The 22,730-nt window shown below is 36.2% G+C and carries 21 protein-coding genes; 10 read left to right on the top strand and 11 right to left on the bottom strand.

Annotated elements, in window-relative coordinates:
* Positions 1-1,113 (bottom strand): pyruvate dehydrogenase (acetyl-transferring) E1 component subunit alpha, encoded by a 1,113-nt coding sequence (pdhA, locus tag MHI40_RS05380; protein ID WP_340761834.1) that lies wholly within the window; start codon positions 1,111-1,113, stop codon positions 1-3.
* 233 nt (positions 1,114-1,346) lie between these two features.
* Positions 1,347-1,994 (bottom strand): YkyA family protein, encoded by a 648-nt coding sequence (locus MHI40_RS05375; RefSeq protein WP_175496186.1) that lies wholly within the window; start codon positions 1,992-1,994, stop codon positions 1,347-1,349.
* 135 nt (positions 1,995-2,129) lie between these two features.
* Between MHI40_RS05375 and def the strand changes: the two genes are divergently transcribed.
* Entirely contained in the window at positions 2,130-2,687 is a 558-nt protein-coding gene (gene def, locus MHI40_RS05370; protein WP_093535436.1) for a peptide deformylase, read from the top strand.
* A gap of 156 nt (positions 2,688-2,843) precedes the next feature.
* Here the strand turns inward: def and MHI40_RS05365 are convergent, their stop codons facing one another.
* A complete protein-coding gene (locus MHI40_RS05365) occupies positions 2,844-3,770 on the bottom strand; it encodes a carbohydrate kinase family protein (protein WP_340761833.1) in 927 nt (308 codons plus the stop codon).
* A 12-nt stretch (positions 3,771-3,782) separates the two neighbouring features.
* Complete coding sequence (locus MHI40_RS05360) at positions 3,783-4,556, bottom strand: Cof-type HAD-IIB family hydrolase (protein ID WP_340761832.1); 774 nt, start codon at positions 4,554-4,556, stop codon at positions 3,783-3,785.
* A 423-nt stretch (positions 4,557-4,979) separates the two neighbouring features.
* Here MHI40_RS05360 and MHI40_RS05355 point away from each other — a divergent pair, with 423 nt between their 5' ends.
* From MHI40_RS05355 to MHI40_RS05345, 3 genes are all read left to right on the top strand, one after another.
* Positions 4,980-5,189 (top strand): DNA-dependent RNA polymerase subunit epsilon, encoded by a 210-nt coding sequence (locus tag MHI40_RS05355; protein WP_093535442.1) that lies wholly within the window; start codon positions 4,980-4,982, stop codon positions 5,187-5,189.
* A 3-nt stretch (positions 5,190-5,192) separates the two neighbouring features.
* Positions 5,193-6,860 (top strand): ribonuclease J1, encoded by a 1,668-nt coding sequence (gene rnjA / locus MHI40_RS05350; protein WP_093535444.1) that lies wholly within the window; start codon positions 5,193-5,195, stop codon positions 6,858-6,860.
* A gap of 114 nt (positions 6,861-6,974) precedes the next feature.
* On the top strand, positions 6,975-7,601 hold the full coding sequence (locus MHI40_RS05345; RefSeq protein WP_340761831.1) for a LysE family transporter: 627 nt from the start codon (positions 6,975-6,977) through the stop codon (positions 7,599-7,601).
* Here MHI40_RS05345 and MHI40_RS05340 read toward each other — a convergent pair.
* The 3 genes from MHI40_RS05340 to MHI40_RS05330 all read right to left on the bottom strand — a co-directional run bounded on the left by MHI40_RS05340 (position 7,598) and on the right by MHI40_RS05330 (position 10,284).
* On the bottom strand, positions 7,598-8,935 hold the full coding sequence (locus MHI40_RS05340; protein ID WP_340761830.1) for an amino acid permease: 1,338 nt from the start codon (positions 8,933-8,935) through the stop codon (positions 7,598-7,600). The genes MHI40_RS05345 and MHI40_RS05340 overlap by 4 nt on opposite strands.
* A 165-nt stretch (positions 8,936-9,100) precedes the next feature.
* Entirely contained in the window at positions 9,101-9,760 is a 660-nt protein-coding gene (locus MHI40_RS05335; protein ID WP_093535450.1) for a potassium channel family protein, read from the bottom strand.
* 74 nt (positions 9,761-9,834) lie between these two features.
* The gene (locus MHI40_RS05330; protein WP_340761829.1) at positions 9,835-10,284 is read right to left on the bottom strand and encodes a TlpA family protein disulfide reductase; all 450 of its coding nucleotides are present in this window, start codon (positions 10,282-10,284) and stop codon (positions 9,835-9,837) included.
* A gap of 182 nt (positions 10,285-10,466) precedes the next feature.
* On the opposite strand from MHI40_RS05330, the gene MHI40_RS05325 reads away from it, so the two are divergent.
* From MHI40_RS05325 to MHI40_RS05300, 6 genes are all read left to right on the top strand, one after another.
* The gene (locus MHI40_RS05325; RefSeq protein WP_093535454.1) at positions 10,467-11,012 is read left to right on the top strand and encodes a helix-turn-helix domain-containing protein; all 546 of its coding nucleotides are present in this window, start codon (positions 10,467-10,469) and stop codon (positions 11,010-11,012) included.
* Between the two features lie 28 nt (positions 11,013-11,040).
* Positions 11,041-12,147, top strand: a complete 1,107-nt coding sequence (locus MHI40_RS05320) for an ABC transporter ATP-binding protein (RefSeq protein WP_093535456.1) — start codon at positions 11,041-11,043, stop codon at positions 12,145-12,147.
* Entirely contained in the window at positions 12,137-12,961 is an 825-nt protein-coding gene (locus MHI40_RS05315; protein WP_093535458.1) for an ABC transporter permease, read from the top strand. Before MHI40_RS05320 ends, MHI40_RS05315 begins: the two co-directional genes overlap by 11 nt.
* Complete coding sequence (locus MHI40_RS05310; protein WP_093535460.1) at positions 12,945-13,748, top strand: ABC transporter permease; 804 nt, start codon at positions 12,945-12,947, stop codon at positions 13,746-13,748. The genes MHI40_RS05315 and MHI40_RS05310 overlap by 17 nt, the downstream gene beginning before the upstream one ends.
* Positions 13,745-14,818 (top strand): ABC transporter substrate-binding protein, encoded by a 1,074-nt coding sequence (locus tag MHI40_RS05305; protein WP_093535462.1) that lies wholly within the window; start codon positions 13,745-13,747, stop codon positions 14,816-14,818. The genes MHI40_RS05310 and MHI40_RS05305 overlap by 4 nt, the downstream gene beginning before the upstream one ends.
* Before the next feature lie 358 nt (positions 14,819-15,176).
* A complete protein-coding gene (locus MHI40_RS05300; protein WP_340761828.1) occupies positions 15,177-16,361 on the top strand; it encodes an MFS transporter in 1,185 nt (394 codons plus the stop codon).
* 150 nt (positions 16,362-16,511) lie between these two features.
* Here MHI40_RS05300 and MHI40_RS05295 read toward each other — a convergent pair whose 3' ends face one another.
* The 4 genes from MHI40_RS05295 to MHI40_RS05280 are packed head-to-tail and all read right to left on the bottom strand — an operon-like array spanning position 16,512 to position 22,723.
* Complete coding sequence (locus MHI40_RS05295; RefSeq protein WP_340761827.1) at positions 16,512-19,106, bottom strand: VWA domain-containing protein; 2,595 nt, start codon at positions 19,104-19,106, stop codon at positions 16,512-16,514.
* Positions 19,090-20,847: a vWA domain-containing protein gene (locus MHI40_RS05290; protein ID WP_340761826.1), complete on the bottom strand. Its 1,758-nt coding sequence runs from the start codon at positions 20,845-20,847 to the stop codon at positions 19,090-19,092. Before MHI40_RS05290 ends, MHI40_RS05295 begins: the two co-directional genes overlap by 17 nt.
* An 11-nt stretch (positions 20,848-20,858) precedes the next feature.
* Complete coding sequence (locus tag MHI40_RS05285) at positions 20,859-21,734, bottom strand: DUF58 domain-containing protein (protein WP_093535470.1); 876 nt, start codon at positions 21,732-21,734, stop codon at positions 20,859-20,861.
* Positions 21,731-22,723 carry an AAA family ATPase gene (locus MHI40_RS05280; RefSeq protein ID WP_340761825.1) on the bottom strand — a complete coding sequence of 331 codons (993 nt, stop codon included), beginning with the start codon at positions 22,721-22,723 and terminating at the stop codon, positions 21,731-21,733. The genes MHI40_RS05285 and MHI40_RS05280 overlap by 4 nt, the downstream gene beginning before the upstream one ends.
* Positions 22,724-22,730: the final 7 nt, after the last annotated feature.

Raw genomic sequence — 22,730 nt, 5'->3', positions numbered from 1 at the left:
TTACTTCGACTCCTTCTCAGTGTAGTAAGCTAATTGCTCATCTAAGTTATATGGATTTTCTTCATACATAATATTGATAAGGTCCGTTACTTTTTGTTTTGGTGCTGCATCTGCTTTCTTAACAGCTTCTTTAATTTCTTCTTTTGCTTTTTCAATTACTTCTGCTTCTTTTTCTTCACTCCAGATACCTTTTGTTTCCAGGTATTTACGGAAACGAACTAATGGATCTTTCTTTTCCCATTCAGAATCAGTTTCTGAAGTACGGTAACGAGTCGGATCATCGCCAGCCATCGTATGAGGACCGTAACGATAACATACTGTTTCAATAAGACTAGGTCCGTCACCTTTAATGGCACGTTCTCTAGCATCTTTCGTAGCAGCATAAACAGCAAGTGGATCCATGCCATCAACTAGAACACTAGGAATACCAGCTGCAATTCCTTTTTGTGCAATTGTTTTAGCAGATGTTTGTAGTTCGCGAGGGGTAGAAATCGCAAATTGGTTGTTCTGAACGATAAACACTGCAGGAACACGGAATGCTCCAGCAAAGTTAATACCTTCATAGAAGTCCCCTTGTGATGATCCACCGTCACCCGTATAAGTAATGGCGATTGCTTTTTTACCACGTTTTTGCATACCAAGTGCAACACCAGCCGCTTGGATAAATTGAGCACCAATAATTATTTGTGGTGGGAAAACATTTACACCTTCAGGAATTTGGTTCCCCATAAAATGCCCACGTGAGAATAGAAACGCTTGCCATAAAGGTAAGCCATGCCAAACTATTTGAGGTACATCACGATATCCAGGTAAGATAAAATCATCTTTTTCTAAAGCATATTGAGAAGCTAGTTGAGAAGCTTCTTGACCCGCTGTTGGAGCATAGAAGCCTAAACGTCCTTGTCTATTTAAAGAGATAGAGCGTTGATCTAAAATACGTGTATAAACCATACGACTCATCAACTCTACTAGTTCCTCGTCAGATAAGTTAGGATTTGCTTTTTCGTTTACAATTTCCCCTTCTTCATTTAAAATCTGAAACATTTCAAACTTTTCTTCGATTTCATGAAGCGTTTTCATAGGGTCTAACTGCGCTGGTTTGTTTGCAGCCATTATTACATCTCTCCTTTTCTTCTGTATTAAAATTATTATTTAATTATAGTAGTACAACAACATTTCCTTTTTAGTATACTCAAGAATAAATCCAGGGTCAATCATATGAAACCCATGTATTTAATTGTCGGAATATTAGAACTTATATAAACTGTACTACTACTAAATTATGTCTGTACTATATCAGATTGCTATATTTATATAAAAAAGCAGCTCTGTCTAGAGCTGCTTTTTTATTTTCCATCTTTCTGTAACGAAGTTAAGACTTCTTCCTTCACTTCATTTACCCTTGCTGTTGCTTCATTAAACTTTTCAACGGATTTTTTCACTACTTCATTGTGCATGTTTACATCTTGAACCTGTGCTTGAATGACAGTTATATCTGCAGATTCATCTATTAACATATTATATAAATTTTGTTGCAGATCAGCTAACTCATTATAGTTAGTCGTTACTTCTTCATATGCTGTAATACGTTCTTCCAATGAAGTCTCCATTTTTTTTAAAGTTTCTTTCTCCGAAGCTTCCTTGGTTTCTGAAATAAGTGTATTAATTTTTTTAATATCCTCAGTAGTAGCGTTTATCGATGCAGCTTCCTTTTCTACTAAAGTTAATCTAGTTTCTAATAGAGTTGCCGTATCTTCTACCATTGTAGTAAGTTCTTCCTTTTGATCTTTAGTCAGTTCCATCATTTTCTGAAAGTTTGCCTGTTCTTTGGATTCTGTTTCTGCTAGTTCTTTTTGTACATCTCTATAATCGGCTTCTTGATCGTAAATTTCCGTTAAGATGTTAGATAACTTTTCTTCTGTCGACTCCCCAAAGTTACAGCCGGCAAGTAGTAATATACTACTTAAAATGAGTACAAATTTATTTATTTTCATCATGTAACCTCCTATACCCATTCAACTATAATTGTATTAACTATTAAATTCAACTGACGAATAGGCTGTTTTTTGTTTAGTATACAGACAAATTTCGCTATAATAGATATATGAACATTGAAAGGACGATTAAAAATGATTTTAATGAATGATATTGTCAGAGATGGTCATCCATCTTTACGTACAAAAACAGAAGATCTTATCTTCCCATTATCACAAGAAGATATAATTCTTGCCAATGATTTACTGGAATATGTTATTAACAGCCAAGACGATGAAATGGTTGAAAAATATAAAATACGACCAGGAATTGGAATTGCTGCTCCACAGGTAAATGCTAACAAAAGAATGTTCGCACTTCACTTAGAAGATGAAAACGATCTAGAAGTAAGCTTCGTAGCAGTTAACCCCAAAATAATTAGTCACTCCGTAGAAAGAACGTATATTTCTGCTGGAGAAGGTTGCTTATCTGTAGATGAAGTAATCGAAGGATATGTGCCAAGATATGCACGTATTACAGCGACAGGTTTTTACCCAGATGGAACTCCATTTAAAAAACGCTTAAAAGGATTAGCAGCTATTGCTTTCCAACATGAACTCGATCATTTAAATGGCATCATGTTTTATGATCACATCAACAAAGAAAATCCATATGCTCCGATTCCAGATTCGGTACCTTATGAACGAGTTTAAACTTTTACACAAAACGCCGGTCCTACGTATGTAGAACCGGCGTTTTAGTTATCGTATTCAAGTTTCTAATTTGTCGTTTGTAGTAGTGATATGATGGCTATTCGAGACTTTTTATTTGTAATTGCACCAACTATAACCACCATTTTGCACTCTCTATTATTGTAAGTCTTTCAATCTTGGCATAGCAGATAATGCACCAGGTTTAGTGGCACAGATCCCACCTAACCTATTACTAAATGCGATGTAACGTATCCAGTCCTCTTTTGTGGAAGGATGCCCCTCCAAGTATATCTTTGAAAGAATGCCTGCGACAAAAGCATCTCCAGCACCAGTCGTATCAACTGGTATTACTTTTTCTACCGGAACATGTACTACTTCCCCGTGAAGCACCGCATAAGTCCCCTCTGCACCAATAGTAATAAGTAAAGCCTCGATATTATATTGCTGCATAGATTTGATACCATCTTCTATAGATGTCGTTTCCGTTAAAAAGAATAATTCTTCCTCTGTTAACTTCAATATATCAACCATGTTAAAAAAGGAAGAGATGGTTTCTCTACAACTCTCTTCACTACTCCAACGTAATGGTCTAATGTTAGCATCAAAAGAAATAAGTACATTTGATTTTTTCATATTCTCTACAATTTTTCTAGTTGTCCCAAGAGCTATAGGATGAAATAGGGTTCCAGAACAAAAATGAAAAACAGATGTTTCATGAATTATCTCGTTCTTAATAGCGGAAAAGTCTACTTGGATGTCAGGGGTAACATCAACATAACGTTCAAAATGACGTTCATTGTTCTCCAAGAGATGTATATATACACCGCTAACCTCTTTTTCGGGAACTATTTGCGAAAAGGATAGATCTACTCCCTCTTCAGCTAATTCATTTCTAACAAATTCAGATGTTTCATTTTCTCCGGTTACAGTTATGAACGAAGATGCTGCTCCGAGTCGTGTTACTCCTGCAGCAACATTAACGGTCGCACCACCTAAAAACTTTGTGAATCGACTATTGCTTTGATCTTCTGCAATATAATCGACAAATGCATCACCATATATGAGGACAAACTTTTTGGACATCTAGTAAACTCCTTAAATTAACCTTAATTTTTTCATTGCGTTGGAAAGCCCACTCTCTGATACATGATCCGTAACAAAGGTAGCATGTTCCCTTAACTCTTCGACACAGTTCCCCATTGCGACACTTGTACCAGCGAACTGAAGCATTTCTATATCATTTAGGCCATCACCGAAAGCTATCGCATCTTCGGGTCCTCTTCCAATATGTTTTAACAAAAGATCCATCCCTTTAGCCTTTGAAATCCCTTTAGGAAGAACATCACAGGAAACACGGTGCCAGCGGACAAATTTTAAATTTGGAAAAGCTTGTTCATATTTCTTTTGTTCCTCTAAACTGCAAAAGATAAGCGCTTGATGAATATCATTCGTCAAATAGAAATCCTCTGCATAACGCGGGAAATTTATTTTCAGTGTAGATATACTATCGAATACATCTTGGTGATCAGGAAAGCTAGAAACCATTTCATCACTGTCCATATACACAACTGGTTGCTTTCTTTTGTTCGCAAACTCCGTTAGTCGGGCCAACTCTTCCCTCTCAACAATCCCTTTATGTAATACTTCTCCTCTGAACTGAACAATTTGGCCATTATAACAAACAAACGAATCTATTTTCAATCGATCTAAAACAGCTTGAGCAGTAAAAGGAGAGCGTCCAGTCGATATGACAATTTCATGTCCATTATCTCTGGCCTTTTGAAGTGACTCTTCTACTCCATCGGGAATATTTTTATCATGGTCTAAAATCGTTCCATCAATATCAAAAAATAAAATTTTGTTTTTCATAAAAATCCTCCATTCTAAAATGCGAATTATTTGACTTTTCAGTCATAATCCTTTACACATTTCACTCTTGCGTATATAATACTCTATAAGGAGTGAATAGCCATGTTGAAACGCCTGAAAAGGAAATGGTTGAGACGGCTCGGTGGAATGCTTAGAAACAAAACGATTGCTTAAAGTAGGCTTCAATCCTCAGTTTTTCACTACAGGATTGATAGTTTTAACATTTGACCGCTTACGTAAATTTAATCTCCCGCTAACGCCAAAGTTTTAGGACAAGGCTTAAAATCGGGATATTACACTACTCGTAACGCAGGTAAAATACTTTTGCCCTCTAAAATGGAGGGCTTTTCTTTATTTTAAATAAGTGTCATGATAATATAAAGAGAATTGATTTATTTTGAACGTGAAAAAGGAGAGTATAAAATGATTTTTAAAGTTTATTATCAAGAGAATGTACTAGAAGTACCAGTTCGCGAAAACACACAATGTTTATATGTAGAGGCTGAAACTGAGCGCGAAGTTCGTGCGCTATTAATAGACCGCAAATATAATATCGAATTAATTCAGTTGCTTGAAGGTAATCATTTAGAGTACGAACAAGCCGGCGAGAATTACAAAGTAGAGAAGATTTAATATATGAAATTTGTAAAAAATGACCAAACTGCGGTTTTCGCCCTCGGCGGACTAGGCGAAATCGGCAAAAACACATATGGCGTTCAATTCCAAGATGAAATAATATTAATCGATGCTGGTATTAAATTCCCAGAGGATGATTTACTCGGCATTGATTATGTAATTCCTGATTACACTTATTTAGTAAAAAATGTGGACAAGATTAAAGGACTCTTTATCACTCACGGTCACGAAGATCATATCGGTGGTATTCCCTATCTTTTAAAACAAATTAATGTACCCGTTTACGGAGGAAAGCTTGCCCTTGGTTTATTAAGAAATAAATTAGAAGAGCATGGCTTACTACGCCAAACAAAAATGATCGTTATTCAAGAAGAAGATGTTATCAAGTTTAGAAAAACTTCTGTAAGTTTCTATCGTACAACACATAGTATTCCAGATGCATTTGGGATAGTGGTAAAAACACCACCCGGCAATATTGTGCATACGGGTGACTTTAAATTTGATTTCACACCTGTAGGTGAACCAGCAAACTTAACAAAAATGGCTGAAATCGGAAAAGATGGAGTGCTATGCTTACTATCAGATAGTACAAATGCAGAAATCCCTAATTTTACAATGTCAGAGCGTAAAGTCGGAGAAAGCATGGATTCTATTTTCCGTAAGGTAGATGGTCGTATTATCTTTGCTACTTTTGCATCTAATATTCATAGACTTCAACAAGTAACCGACGCAGCTGTTCTTCACGGACGTAAAATTGCTGTCTTTGGTCGAAGCATGGATAATGCTATGACAATCGGTCGTGAACTTGGTTATATTACAGCTCCAAAAGAAACGTTTGTGGATGTAAGCGCATTGAACCGATTACCAGCGAACGAAGTACTTATACTTTGTACAGGTAGTCAAGGGGAACCGATGGCAGCATTATCTCGTATCGCTAACGGTACACATCGACAAATTCAAATTCAACCTGGAGATACAGTAGTATTTTCTTCTTCACCTATCCCTGGAAATAGAGCAAGTGTCAATCGTACGATTAACTTACTATTCCGTGCAGGAGCAGAAGTAATCCACGGTTCATTAAACAATATTCACACTTCCGGGCATGGTTCACAAGAAGAGAATAAGCTTATGCTTCGTCTTATGAAGCCTAAGTTCTTCATGCCTATTCACGGAGAGTATCGAATGCTGAAGATTCATACTGAATTAGCAGTAGATTGCGATGTAGATCCGGATAATACCTTTATTATGGAAAACGGAGAAGTACTTGCCTTGAGTGCGGATGAAGCACATGTTGCTGGCCGAATTCCTTCTGGCGATATTTATATTGACGGAAGTGGAATTGGAGATATTGGGAATATTGTTCTTCGTGATCGTCGTGTCTTATCAGAGGAAGGCTTAGTTATTGTTGTAGTAAGTGCTGATATGGAGAAGAAAAAAATTGTATCAGGTCCTGATATTATCTCTCGTGGTTTCGTTTATATGCGTGAATCAGGAACAATGATAAATGAGGCACAACAAATGTTGAACAAACATTTACGATACACTATTCAAAGTAAAGAGACTGAATGGTCTGAACTAAAAAATGAAATTATAGACGTTCTAAGTCCTTATTTATATGAAAAGACGAAACGTCGTCCAATGATTCTTCCGATTATTATGGAAGTATAAGTAATAACCTCAGAATTTAAAATTCTGAGGTTATTTTTTTCCCTAAAACTTAGTTGTACGTGTCCCCTCTTTTGAATATCATACATGGATATCATTTCAATGGAGGCATCTAGTATGAACTCAATATTCACTTATATTTTTTTAGGTATTTCCTTAGCGGCACCCGTGGGACCTGTCAATGCGGCACAATTAAATACAGGTATAAAGAACGGATTCTTTCATGCATGGATTTTTGGCTTTGGTGCTTTGTTGGCTGATATCTTATATATGGTGTTAGTCTATTTTGGAGTGGGACAATTTGTGGATTCTCCATATATCAAAATATTTCTATGGTCCTTTGGATGCTTTGTGCTAACTTACACCGGGATAGAAAGTCTACTAACGCTCCATAAGATTAAGTTAAATTTCCATAAAGAAAAAAGAATTAGATTTAGACAGTCATTATCTTCAGGATTTCTTTTGTCTTTGCTAAACCCTTTAACCATTCTTTTCTGGTTAGGAATATTTGGTTCAGTACTAGCTGAAGCCTCTCAAAAAATTACGGATAGTCAACTAATTTTATATAGCTTTGCAATTATTGGGGGTATTATATTATGGGATACTTTTATGGCTTTCCTATCTAGTGGTGCACGGAAATTTCTTTCCAATAAATTTTTAGTTATCATTTCTATCATTTCCTCTTTGTCCATGCTTGGTTTCGGAATTTATTTTGGCATTCAAGCTTATCAATTACTTTTTTAAACTTCTTCTTTTTTCCACTTTTTGCGTAAAAATAATACGATGATCGCGATAATTGATAGGAATATGACGCTGATGAAGAAACCTGGTCGACTAGTTGAATGAAAAAGCGCCCCACTGACAGCTGCCGAAACAAGAATAATACCGATTACTCTTTTTACCTTATCAGCTTTCGTTGTGTCCACTAGCCTGTGATACATAGCTAAGATAAACAGCCAATTATAAAGCAACATCAATGCGGCTGCAGTAGTTATATACTGATAAACTTTATCTGGTAGCAACAAGGAAGTAACTATAGAAAGAATAAGACCTACAGAAGTTAGAGCTATTGCTGGTAAAGGCATCTTAAACTTCTTTTTTGTTTGCTTACTAAATATGGCTGGTGCATCCCCCTCTTCAGATAAGGTAGTAAGAATTGTCGTAACTGAGAATAGGGATGCTGACATAGTTGAAAAACCCGCAATAATAATAGCCGCTGTAAAAACATGAGGAAAAAAATCCAGATTAAAACCGGATAATGCTGTAACAAATGGGCTCTTGTCATCCTTAAATTTAGTATATGGCATTAATAATAACGCCAAGATAAGAGACGTGACATAGATTATACCAAGTAATCCTAACATGACCTTACCCGATTTTGGTGCATCTTCTTTCTTTTTCAGATGAATAGCCATGACACCCATTACTTCAATTCCACCATGTGCATAAAATGCAAATAGAAGAGCACTCCAAAAACCTAAAATTCCTTTCGGAAAGAAACCTTCTAATGTACTTGGAATATTATCTTTAGGGTTGCCATCTATTACTCCAGTTAATGCCAAAACTGCAATTATGATGAACATAAAAATAGCAGCAATCTTCATCACTGCGAATACACTTTCTAGTTTTCCAAATGCCTTTGCTCCTATGAATAACACTAACAATCCGCAAATTGCATAAATTAATGCAAATATCCATAGAGCTACTTTTGGAAACCAAAGTTTAGTTAACAGAGATATCGCTGTCAATTGACTACCAATGATCAATATTTCAGAACACCAGTAAACCCACCCACTACTAAATCCCGCCCAACGTCCATAAGCTTTTTTGGCATAAGTTCGAAATGATCCTTTTTGTGGATCATTCGCTGACATTTTAGCAAGTGCCTCAAACACAATATAGGTAGCACAAGCTGCCATAGTGAAAGCCAATATAACCGAAGGACCAGTCATTTGGATGGCTATGCTAGAAGCTAAAAAAAATCCTGTGCCAATAATACATCCTACTCCGATAAGAGATAGTTGCCACCATGCTAAGTGACCATCTTCCTTATTGGTACTAACCGGTTTTTTGGACATTTCACACCTCCTCGTAAACCTATTATTTCACGAGAAATAGTAATTATGTGTTCGGTTTACACTTGAGAATGATTTCTTTGGGTTATATATTAGTTCACTAATACATAAAGAGACTGTTTATGACATGAGTCACAAACAGTCTCTTTTATATAACTTATACTTTTTTTAAGATAATACTTTCTTTTCAAAACGTATAATATCTACGTCCGCTCCAATAATAATTAACACATCATTAAGTATTAAATTTTCATCGGCCTGTGGAGAAACTATAATATTATTCCCTCGTTTAATCGCCACAATATTAATGCCATATTTTGCACGGATATCTAAATCAATAAGTGATTTACTTGCTATTTTCTCATTGACTCTTATTTCCATAATAGAATGTTCATCAGAAAGTTCAAGATAGTCTAATACATTGTTGGAAAGAATATTGTTAGCAATTCTAATACCCATATCTCTTTCAGGATGTACTACCTGATCTGCCCCAATTTTTCTTAACACCTTTTCATGGTAATCATTTTGTGCTTTGACTGTAATTTTCTTAACGCCAATCTCTTTTAGCATTAAGGTAGTCAAAATACTAGATTGTATATCGTCTCCAATAGCAACAATAACATGTTCAAAATTTCGAATACCCAATGATTTCAGCACAGCTTCGTCTGTTGTATCAGCAACTACCGCCTGAGTGGCAATGGTCGCAAACTCATCTACACGTTCAGATGCTATATCAATTGCCATAACATCTGCTCCTTGATCAATCAGCTCTCTGACAATACTACCACCGAATCTACCTAAACCGACTACAACAAATTCTTTGTGCATCCTAAATGCCTCCTACATATCTAATGCGATAAGTTTAACATATCCAATCCTTTAATTGATAGAGAATTTAATCATTATTTTATGTTTTCATTTATAAGCATAAGCAGCCTTTTTTCTAACATCATCATTCCTTTTTCTCCTGCTTGCATATGCCTTAATAATCCTTTCTTATCAAACAAATAAAAAGATGGAACGACTCGATTTTGAAATTGATTAGTCACGATTAGTTCATGATCCAAATAAATAGAATCCTTCATCCTTCCACGTTGAATTGCATCTAGAATAGGCTTCTCGAATAAGTCATCTCTAGATCTTGGCATATGAATGCCTACTACATGAAAGTTCTCCTTATATTTTTCTTTCCACAACCTAATGTTATTATATGCTCCTCCACATAATGAACAGCTCACTGACCAAAAGTAAACTAGGACGGGCTTTTCCCCTATTAGTCTGTCATTGTTTATCTGTCCATTTATCCATCTCGGATCCATTGGAAATGACGGTAATTTAGTACGTAACTTCACTGCCTATATCCCTTCTTTCTTTCAGCATTCATTAGTATATGCATTCTTCAAAAATAGCGTTTGTTCTGTTAAAGAAAAAAATTTTGATATTCCTCAAATAAATTGTTAAAGTAAACTTTAAGTTGTGTTAAAATAAACTTTGTCTGAAAAATACTAGTTTATTTCCGAAGGAGCCTAAAAATATGCAAATTGGGAAAAAAATTAAACAGTTGCGCTTAAAAAAAGGTCTGACACAAGAAGAATTAGGTGAAAGAACCGATTTAAGCAAAGGTTTTATATCTCAATTGGAAAGAGATATAAACTCTCCTTCTATCGAAACATTGTTTTCAATCTTAAACGTCCTAGGTTCCAAGCCAAAAGATTTTTTTGATGACGATGATCATTCTCGCACGAAAGTGTATTACCCGAAAGAAGAACAAACTATTTACTTGGATGATGAAAAAAAGTACAAGCTTCATTGGCTAATTTCAGAATCCAATGAAAATGAAATGGAGCCAGTATTAATTTCATTGGATATTGGGGGACAATTTAAACAATTCGAACCTTCTCTTTCCGAGACTTTCATATACGTGCTACAAGGGAAAGTGACACTCACTATAGGTAAACAAAACTATATAGCTACAGCTGGTGAATCACTTTATTTTGATGCTTCTGATAATCATCTGCTACAAAATGCAGCGGAAGAAATTTCAAAGGTAATCTATGTCGTAAACAATTCTTATTTGTAAGATACTTAAATAACAATGGAGGTATATTATGTCTGACAATACTATTATTCGTTTTGAAAATGTGACAAAATCATATGATGCAGAAACGACCGTATTAAAAAATATCAACTTAGAGTTAGAGCGAGGGAAATTTTATACTTTACTAGGTCCATCTGGTTGTGGGAAAACAACAATTTTACGTTTAATCGCTGGTTTTATGCAACCTACAAGTGGAAGTATTTACTTTAACGGCAAACTCATTAATAATGTCCCCGCCAATGAAAGACAGGTAAATACAGTATTTCAAGATTATGCGTTATTTCCCCATTTAAATGTATTTGAAAATGTAGCATTCGGTCTTCGCATTAAAAAGCTTGGCAAAAAAGTAATAGAACAAAAAGTAATAGAAGCTTTGAAATTTGTTAACTTAGTAGGTTATGAAAAAAGAGAAATTGCTGAAATGTCAGGCGGACAAAGACAACGTGTAGCAATTGCACGTGCCATTGTAAATGATCCTGAAATCATTCTATTGGACGAGCCCCTTTCTGCATTAGATTTAAAATTACGTTCTGAAATGCAATATGAGTTACGTGAGCTTCAACAAAGACTTGGCAAAACTTTTATATTCGTAACACATGACCAAGAAGAAGCATTGGCAATGTCTGATGAAATTTTCGTGTTAAATGAAGGCGAAATTGAACAAAGTGGTACTCCAATGGATATATATGATGAGCCGATTAATCGCTATGTAGCTGACTTTATCGGAGAGTCAAATATTGTTTCTGGTACAATGGTCGCTGATTTCCGTGTAAAAATTGGTGACAAAGAATTTGAATGTGTGGATCAAGGACTAAATCCAAACGAAAAAGTAGATATCGTCATTCGTCCAGAAGATTTAGAAATAACAGCTGTTGACAAAGGGAAAATGAAGGTAAAAGTAGATACACAATTATTTAGAGGAGTTCACTATGAACTTTCTACTTACGATGATGAGGGAAATGAATGGCTAGTACATTCTACGAAAAAAGCAGACGTTGGTGCTTCTATTGGTTTAGATTTCGACCCGGAGGCTATTCACGTTATGCGTTTAAATGAAACAGAAGAAGAATTTGACAAACGTCTCGAGTCTTATGGAGAAGACGCATATGCAAACTAAAACTACCAAAGCATTTTATTTAATACCTTATTATGTGTGGATTGTATTATTTGTTGTTGCTCCCATTGCTTTAATTGCATATTATTCCTTTTTCGATTTAAGTGGAAACTTCACTTTAGATAATTATCAAAACTTTTTTACTTCAGTTTACTTAAAGTTAACCTTGAGTTCGTTTTGGTATGCATTTCTTATAACTTTTTTTACTTTACTTATTGCATATCCAACAGCATATTTGCTAACAAAAACACGACATAAACAGCTTTGGTTGCTGTTAATCATCATTCCCTCTTGGATAAATTTATTATTGAAAACTTATGCTTTTATCGGGATTTTTGGTTTATATGGGCCTGTAAATGCATTTCTAAATGTATTTGGGTTGGAAGAAACACAAATTTTATTTACAGATTTTAGTTTCGTTTTTGTATCAGTCTATATATTTATCCCATTTATGATTTTACCTATTTTTAATTCATTGGATAAGTTAAATCCTTCCTTAATGGATGCTAGTCGAGATTTAGGTGCATCTAGCTGGACGACATTTTCAAAGGTGATTCTACCATTAACTATTAATGGGGTAAAAGCTGGAATTCAAGCTGTATTTATCCCTTCCCTTTCGCTATTCATGATTACTCGATTAATCGCGGGGAACAAAGTTATTACTTTGGGTACAGCTATTGAGCAGCAATTCTTAGTTACCCAAAACTGGGGAATGGGTTCTACAATCGCCGTTTTCTTAATCATCTTTATGGTAATTATAATGATCATTACTGGTCAACGTGATAAGGGGGCTTATGCAAATGGAAAAAACAAGTAAGTCAGCGAAGTTTTACTTAGCCCTTGTATTTATCGTTTTATATACGCCTATCTTATATCTGATTTTTTACTCGTTTAATAGTGGTGGAAATATGAATAATTTTGAATCATTTACTTGGGAACATTATTCTGCTGTCTTTTCAGATACTCGTTTGATCATGATACTTCTCAATACAGTAATTGTTGCTTTACTTTCTGCATTAATAGCAACAATAGTTGGTGTATTTGGTTCAATCGGCATTGTATTTATGCGAAACAAATCACTGCGCAGATCTATCCTTTCTTTAAATAATGTATTAATAGTAAGTCCCGATGTTGTTATTGGTGCATCGTTCCTAATACTATTTACAGCTATTGGGGTAAAACTTGGATTTGCATCCGTATTAATTTCTCATATTGCATTTAGTATACCCATTGTTGTATTAATGGTATTACCGAAGCTACAAGACATGAATAGTACGCTCATTGATGCAGCAGCAGATCTTGGCGCATCCAAACGTGATATTCTGACACGCGTAATTATCCCTTTTGTTAAACCTGGAATCTTCGCAGGATTTTTTATGGCCTTAACATATTCTCTTGATGATTTCGCAGTTACTTTCTTTGTTACAGGAAATGGCTTTAGCACACTTTCAGTTGAAATTTACTCGATGGCAAGAACTGGTATTACGTTAACGATTAATGCATTATCGGGAATCATATTTATAGTGACACTAGTCCTCGTGGTTGGGTATTATTTTGTTAGCCAACGCGGGAAAAACCCTGTTGGAATGGGGGTTCGGAAATGAAAGAAATAACAAGAGCAGCTATAGCCATTGTTGTCGTTTGTATCATTTTGTTTGGTGTCAATAAATATTTAAACCAAAGCTCTGGCAATGCCAGTAGTGATACATTAACTATCTTTAACTGGGGTGAATATATCGATCCCGATTTGATCTCTCAATTTGAAGAAGAATCAGGTTATCGTGTTGTGTACGAAACATTTGACTCCAATGAAGCAATGATGACAAAAATAGAACAAGGCGGAACTTCTTATGATATTGCGGTACCTTCAGAGTACGCAATTGAAAAGATGAAAGAAAATGATCTATTGCAAGAAATTGACCATTCTAAAATTCCGAATCTAAGCAATATTGATCCATACTTTTTAGACTTAGCATTTGACCCTAAAAATAAATACTCCATTCCTTATTTCTGGGGAACAGTTGGAGTTGTGTTCAATCCTTCTCTTCTAGACGGACAGACCTTTGATAGCTGGGAATCACTTTGGGACCCATCTTTAGAAGGTGAAGTGTTACTAGTAGATGGTGCACGTGAAATTATTGGGATGGGATTAAATAGTCTCGGTTATTCCCTTAACTCTACGGATGAAAAAGAATTGCTGGAAGCTACGGCGAAACTGAAGGAATTGACTCCAAATGTAAAAGCAATTATCGGAGATGAAGTAACTCAGCTAATGATAAATGAAGAAGCTTCCGTAGCTATTACTTTCTCTGGGCAAGCAGCTGATATGATGTGGGAAAACGAAGGATTAGATTATTCAGTCCCTGAAGAGGGATCGAATCTTTGGTTCGATAATATGGTTATACCTAAAACTGCTGCAAATGTGGAAGGTGCTCATGAGTTTATCAACTTTATGTTAGATGCAGAAGTTGCCGCACAAAATGCAGATTATGTTGGATATTCCATCCCTAATACCGCAGCAATTGAGTTAATGGATGAAGAAGTAACTTCTGATGAGCGATTCTATCCTCTAGAAGAAGCTAGAGAAAATCTAGAAGTATATAAAAATCTAGGTCTTGAAATGCTTGGTAAATATAACGAGCTATTCTTAGAATTTAAAATGAGCGCTAACTAAATGGGAGAGTCGTCATAGTGACGGCTCTTTTTATTGCGTAGAAATTATATAATAAATTACCATATACACTATTTTAATGAATGGAAGAGAGAATGTATGAATAATACTACTGGTTTCTATTTCAGTGGCCGCTTTCCGCGGGGGGAGCGGAGCGAGGGAATCGGCTGAAGCCGTGCCCACGGAAAGCGTCCGCTCGCAGCGAAAATCAACGGCATATTTTTTAGAGGATTGGGCGTCTTTTTTCTCGGTTTTTTTTATGTTAAATATTATATAATTCGTTACTCGAAAGTTTTTATTCTTTTAGGAATATGGTAGAATCTATAGACGCATAAAAGTAATTACAGAAAGCAGGAGTATTATGGCGAAGAAAACAAATAGTTCGGCATTATATATTTTAATGTTCAATATGTTTATTGCTATGTCGGGGATAGGATTAGTAATTCCAGTAATGCCTCAATACCTAGAAACCTTTGGTGTTGCAGGTCAGGCTCTCGGATTTATTATAGCTTCCTTTGCATTAGGTCAGTTTCTATTTTCCCCACTTGCAGGTGACCTATCTGATAAACTAGGACGAAAAAAACTAATTATTGTAGGATTGGTCATTTTTTCGGCATCTCAATTATGGTTTGGGTTAGCTACATATGAATGGATGTTGTATGCTGCACGATTTATAAGTGGTATTGGGGGAGCCTTTTTAATACCAGCCACTATGGCATTTGTTGCAGATATTACTACATTAGAAGAGCGTGGGAAAGGAATGGGATTCTTAGGAGCTTCTATGTCACTAGGCTTTATGATTGGACCAGCGCTTGGAGGATTTTTAGCAAGTGTAAGCTTATCGTTCCCATTTTACATGGCATCTTTAGCAGCTTTGATTGCAGGAATAATATCTTTAATCATTCTACCCGATATTAAAAATACTGTTTCCGAAATACCGTCGGAGCCTAAAAAGCGCGAAAACATCATCACACAGATGAAAAATTCAGTGAAGACACCTTACTTCATGATGTTAATCATAATTTTTGTTTTCACTTTTGGAATAGCAAACTTCCAAACGACGTTCTCATTATATGTAGATCATAAGTATAACTATACTCCACAGGATATTGCTGTTGTCTTAACAGTTGGTGGGTTTATAGGTGTCATCGTGCAAACGTTAGTAGTGGAGAAACTATTTAAACGTTTTGGCGAATTAAATGTTATCTTAGTCAATTTGGTTGTTGCTGCAATAGCTTTTCTACTATTCTTTGTAGTAGACGGCTTTGCACTTGTATTACTTGTCGCATCTATCTTCTCTACTGCAACTACACTCATCCGACCAGCAGTAAATACAGTAATTTCTAAAATGGCAGGTAATGAGCAAGGATTTGCTGCTGGTATGAATAATGCTTATATGAGTTTAGGAAGTATGATTGGACCAGCGCTAGCAGGGATGTTTTTTGATATTAATATAAGCTATCCGTTCATTGTAGGATCTATCATACTACTAGCTTCGTGGGCTATCACACTTATATGGATTAAAAGAAAAAACCCGATAATTTAATTTCGAATTAACTTATCAATACTCTTTCTCGGAAGTGAAATTTGATTAAGACGTTTTTGCTGTATGATTTCCGAGTGAAATTTTAAGGATGCTTGATGGTTATGACTTCTGTCACAACCATCAAGCATCCTTTTTTGGTAAATTTATGCCTTATCTCTTTTTCTTTTCTCTAACTAGTTTCCCCACGTAGGTTGTAGTCGTATTTACTGGCTCCGCTTTTTTACCAAATCTTTTGAACGGAGAAAGCAATAGGTGGAAACCAAATCTTCTTATTGTAATATCGATAAAGAACAAGAAGATAGCTAACAATAGAAGAGACTGTTGAATAGATTGTTTCTCTGAACTAGAGAGTTCCATTTCTCGGAAAGCTTCAGATGGTTCGGTTAGCATCTTTCCATTTGTTCTACTTGTAATCATCTCCAGAATTGCTGTATTCGGCTTTTGTATTTTGTATTCCTCGCTATAAGGAACGGAAATACCTGCCTGGTAAACAGCATCTTGTTCATTGGAAATTCGGAAAAACACTAATCCTGGTTCACTATCTATTGTTACCCTTGCTTTACCTGGTGCAATTGCTTCAGATGTAACAGAAACCTCTTCGCCTTTTTCATTGACAACTGCTACGTCCAAAAATGATGACTTTCCTGACGGATCTGTAACAGTAAAGGATTCATCCGAGGACTTTTGAATAGAAAAAGGCACCTCACTATATGCTGGTAGTAACCTGGAGACTGCTGTATTCCAAAAATCTCCCCAATTAGCCCATCTCGCTAGGTCACCACTCCATTCACCAGTGGAATCCGATGTAAAAGCAATTGTGCGACCGAGTCCATACATCCATTCAGCTAATACCGGATCCTCTTTTTCACTTTCAACAACAACGGAAGCTGTTTGTTTAGGTGTTGTGGCAATATAGGCATTCATTTGAGGAACTCCTTCTGCAAACAAACTTGTCCATGCAGCATCTCCAAAAATAGTGGGATAGAACGGATTATCTTCAATATAGGTTCTTGAGATCTTTGCTGTCTCGGTGGACATTATAGCAGGAATAGTAGATTCATCCTGGACATCGTAGAACGTGCCCCCTCCCATTTCTGCTAAACTTTCTAGTAAAGATCTATCCGCATCTTGCCCAACTGCAACAGTGGAGACTGTTATTAATCCCTCTTTACCACCTTCTATCAACGTTTGATAGTCATTGTTGGTAGCTGACTGACCATCTGTCAACAAGATAATATGTTTTCGCTGAAGTTTAAGAGGTGATAAATTTTCGTATGCTAGCGCTAAGCTCGTATAAATTTCTGTTCCTCCGCCTGTCCCTACAGATAGTATGCTTTCTACAGCTGTTTCTTGGTCATTCAATGGAGCAGTCTCAATAATTTCCCATGGTCGATCATCAAAAGCGATAAATCCGAGTGTATCTCCTTCTCGAAGCATTTCTACAGAACGCGCTGCTGCTTCCTTCGCATATTCTAATTTTGTTCCACTCATACTACCTGACCTATCCATAACGATGATTAACCCCAATGAAGGCAGTTGTTGCTTTCCTTTTATCTCCATCTCCACTGGTAATAATCGCTCAATAGGACTCTTAAAATAGCCTCCTAAGCCAAAGCTGTTTTTCCCTCCGACCATCATAAAACCCACACCAAAGTTTTTCACAGCCTGTTCAATAACCATCATCTTCTGTTCACCGACGACATGACCAGGTACATTATCAAATATAATCGCATCATATGATAAATAATTTGATAAATCAAAAGGCAGGACACCTGCATCTATAACATCCGTTGTAATCGCTTGTTGATCAATGACTGTGGCAATATTAGAAGAATTACCGTCATGCGTAACTATTAGAAGTCGTGGAGAACTCTCTACATTTGTGACACTTGTCAACTTGTTATTCTCTATTAGTCCATCCTCAGCCAGCACAACTTGTACTTCATATTTAAGTAATCCTTCGCCCTTAGATGCATTTCTAAATGTATACGTATTAGTGCCAGTTTCTACATTTATTTGTTCGCGCGTGAGTAGCTGATCATTTTGATATAGAAGTAACTCGGCCACTGCTTCACTTGTGGCATCAAGGGTAACATTTAATTGTTGCTGTTCTCCTTCAAAAGCCACAGGCGGCGTCTCAAAGGAAGTTATAGCGACATCTTCAGATGACAGACGAGCCATTTGAACAACATCTATCGTGACATTCCCTCCTGCGATTTTCACAATTTCATCACTAACAGATCCAATTGTTTCTATCCCATCTGTAAAGAGGACAATTCTTGTAGCTTTGTTTGGCTCAATAATACCTGTTGAAAGCTGCAGGGCTTTCGCTAAATCTGTATTACTTGGATCTGACATAGGAGTGAAAACTGGTAAATTCACTTCTCCCGTTGTTAGCGCTACTTCCGTTTGAAAATTCTCTGCAAATGTATAAACACCTACTAAATGGCTCATTTTTTTAGATTTTAAACTTTCATCTACCCACTCCGTTATTTGTTTGTCAGTTCCTTGTAGAGAAGCAGAGCGATCTACCAAAAACAGAACCTGCTCTTCTTTGATAGGTAACAAAAGATAGGGATTAGTAATTCCTAATATTAAGCACAGAATAGCCAGTATCCGTATACTAAAGACTACTTTCCCCTCTCGCTTAAAGATTTTCTTATCTTTTCGCCAAGTCCAAAGAAAATAAAAACCAATAGGAATTAATAGTAAAAGCCAAAGTGGTTGGTCAACTCGTAAATCCACGTCTTCTTTGCACCTCCCACTCTATTACAAATAGTAAAATTAGTAATATTAATATAAATGGAACAAAGGAATTGGCTTGATAGTCTTCCTCAGCATTCATCTGTTGTCCATTCACTTTATATGAAGTACCTTTTTCAATTACTTTTTCCTCTTGAGGCAATATGACAGAAAGATTCTTCTCAGCATCTTTCGAACGTAGAACATATAAGCCTGGTTTATTTGGTGCTACAAACTTCCCACCATTTTCAATAGCATACTCATATTCATCATTCATCGTATAAATTTCCCACTCGTCCAAAGCACCAAGAGATAAAGGCTTTCTCTCGTTAGGAGTGAATGTTCCTAAATAATCACTTCCTGATGAAAGTTGCTCCTTAACACTCCACATAAATAGTGGAAACGTAGGACTCAGTGGCCAATCTGTCATTTGAATATCTGCAAGGATAATAATATTTCCAGATGGTGAGGTTTGGATGAATGGATCATCCCCTACAGAAGCAATAGTAGTATAGCCCTCTATAGGCGGATACACTGAACTCACATATATGTCCCTTAAATCAGCAAAAGCAAATAATGGAGATTCAGTTGTCTGAACGTTTCCATTTACTTCCTTTGGTATAGCATCGTTCCTGCCTATATATAAGATTGGCCTTTCATCCTCTATATTTACGCCAAACTGATTGGTGACCATCATACCTTCATCCTTCAACAAACCAACTTGCTCTGGAGGAACACTACTCACTTTAATGTCTAATGACTGAAAAGCAGTTCGAACTAGCGAATGTATGGTGCTATCTATGAAAACATTAGACAATTGATCCTGCATGAATATAATATTTTCATTATCTAAAAGGTAAGAATCTTGGATGTCTATATTTGCTTTTAAATAACTTGAATTGACTAGTTCATCAAAAGATAATGTAATCGTTTCTTTTGGCGGTAAATTGACAACTTCCGTTACTAATATTTTCTCTTCATTGGATATCGTCAGCTCTGTTGTACTCTCTTTTTCTGACTGATTTTCAATTTGAACTAGTGTAGAAATTCCATTTGCTGTTTCTGTTGCACCAAATCTTTTAATAGATGCATTGGTAACCTCAGTTGTTAAAGCTTCCACATTCCAGCTTACATTTTCATGTTGCAACGGAAGAGATTGCCTTTCTAAATCATCTGTAAAAATATACACAGAGGTTGCTTTATCCTGAAAAAAGGATTGGGTAAAATCAAGAGACTTTGACATATTTTCTGCTTCATAGCTTATCTCTAGTTTATTTATCTCTTTAATCATTTGCTCTGTATTCTTTTCTTGCCTCAATAGGACAACTGGCTCATTTCCCGTTGTGATTAATGTTAAGGGCTTACCCGATAATTCCTCGACTAACTCAAGCATTTTACTTCTATGCTGTTCAAAAAGAGAAGTAGCGTTATTTACATTTACTTTCATCGTTGCAGAAGTATCTACGACAAACACAATCTGTTCCCCAGCAATCGATTTTGTTTTCCAATAAGGTTGAAGTAATGCTAGAACAAGCAAAAGCATGGCGAGCATTTGTAAATAAAACAAAGCATTCCGCTGCAAATGTTGTAAATATGGGGATGCCTTTGTTTCTTTCATTGTCTCCTGCCAAAACAGTGTAGAGGAAACAGATTTTTTTACATATTTTTTTCGAAAAAAATAATATAAAAGCACAGCAATTGGGAAAATGGCTGTCCAAGAATATATTAACTGATTAATACCCAAACCTATTCACCTCATTGCACCCAATTTGCTCTTAATAATTGTTGAAACATTGTATGTGATATTCCTTCATGTGCATTTACCTGCAGTATTTTAATACCAAACTTATGACAAAGTAGTTCTAATCGTTGTTGATGCTCTTTTCTTTCTCGATGAAATGATTCAAGTACTCTGGAGGAAATAGAGACATTTACTTGTTCCAACGTTTCAATATCTTCTAATTGAACATCCCCACCGTATGATGGAGCGAGCTCCTCATCAGTAACTACTTGTAATATTCGAATATCACCAGCGAATTTTGGCAATTTCTGTAGAAATCGTTCCCATGACTCAATACTTTCTAAGCAATCTGTAATCACAAACAATACAGTACTATCTTTCGGTAAAAAAGGAAGTGCATTATCTGTAAAAGTGGAAGTCATTGCTGGTTCGTCTATGTCAGAAATAGTTTGAACGAACGCTTTTCGGTAGGTTGCACCCTTTCTTCTAAAGGGCGGCTTTTTGTCTTCATTAACAGCTGAAAAAGATAATCGATCATCTCTCTGTAATACAAGAATTCCTAAAGAAGCAGCTAATTGCTTAGCAAAGTTCCATTTCAGTGAATCTCCCATAGACTTAGTCGTATCAAGTAAGATATGCACTCGCATTTCTTGTTCGTCTAAAAAACGTTTAATAAAATACTTGTCTGTACGTGCATAAACATTCCAATCTATTTGCCGTACATCATCACCTGGCGAGTATTCGCGAAAATCCGAAAAATCTAGAGATGCACCAAAACGCTGAGATCGGTGGGAGCCTTTATGTTGGCCTCTGAGTTTCGATTTAGTTGAGATGGATAATCTACTTAGCTTACCTGCCCAATCCTTTGGTACTAATTGTTCACTACTCATACAACTTGTCCTTGTTTTACTGTTTGTAAGATAAGATCGATTAGTGCATCTGCCGTTTTACCTTCCGCTTCCCCTTCATAATTGAGTAATAAACGATGTCTCAATACCGGTTTAGCCACTGTTTTAATATCCGCTATCGATACATGATATCTCCCAGCAACCAATGCTCTCGCTTTGGCTAACTTTATGAGACTTTGTAATCCACGAGGACCACTTCCATATTGAACATATTGGGCTATTTCAGGGATGCTTGCTTCCTCAGGATGCGTTGCGGCAATAATATCTACTGCATATTCCAACATATCATCTGCTATAAGGACTTCCTTTACCATTTGCTGTGCACGCACTATTTCTTCTGCGTTCATTACTTTATTCAGTTGAATCGTTAATCCACCTGTCGTGCGTTTTGTTATTTCCATTAACTCGGCTTTAGAAGGATATGCTACTAATATTTTACATAAAAACCGGTCCATTTGAGCTTCTGGTAAAGGGTAGGTACCTTCCATTTCAATTGGATTTTGCGTTGCAAGGACGAAGAAAGGTCGGTCCATTTGTTTAGTGTCACCGAGCACGGTAACTGTTTTTTCTCCCATAGCCTCTAACAGTGCACTTTGTGTTTTAGGTGTGGCGCGATTTATCTCATCAGCTAACACCATTTGGCTAAAGATTGGTCCCTTTTGAAAGGTAAATTGTTGTTTACCATTTTCTAATCTTTCAATCATACTAGTACCAGTTATATCAGATGGCATTAAATCAGGCGTGAATTGAATACGTGAAAAGGATAAATCTAACACTTCCGAAACTGTCCGTATGAGCATTGTTTTACCCAATCCGGGTAATCCCTCGAGGAGGGCATGCCCATCAGCCAACACACAATAAAGGGAGAATTCAACAGCCTCCTTTTGACCAACTATAAATTGACCTATTTCCGTTCGAACATCATCTAAACGCTTACTCATATCCATATAGTCTTCTGTTGTATAAGTCATGTTTCCC

Source organism: Psychrobacillus sp. FSL H8-0510 (assembly GCF_038008345.1).
Taxonomy (GTDB): Bacteria; Bacillota; Bacilli; order Bacillales_A; family Planococcaceae; genus Psychrobacillus; species Psychrobacillus psychrotolerans.
The sequence above is the reverse complement of the archived record's forward strand: the minus strand, read 5'-3'. Positions and strand labels throughout refer to the sequence as shown.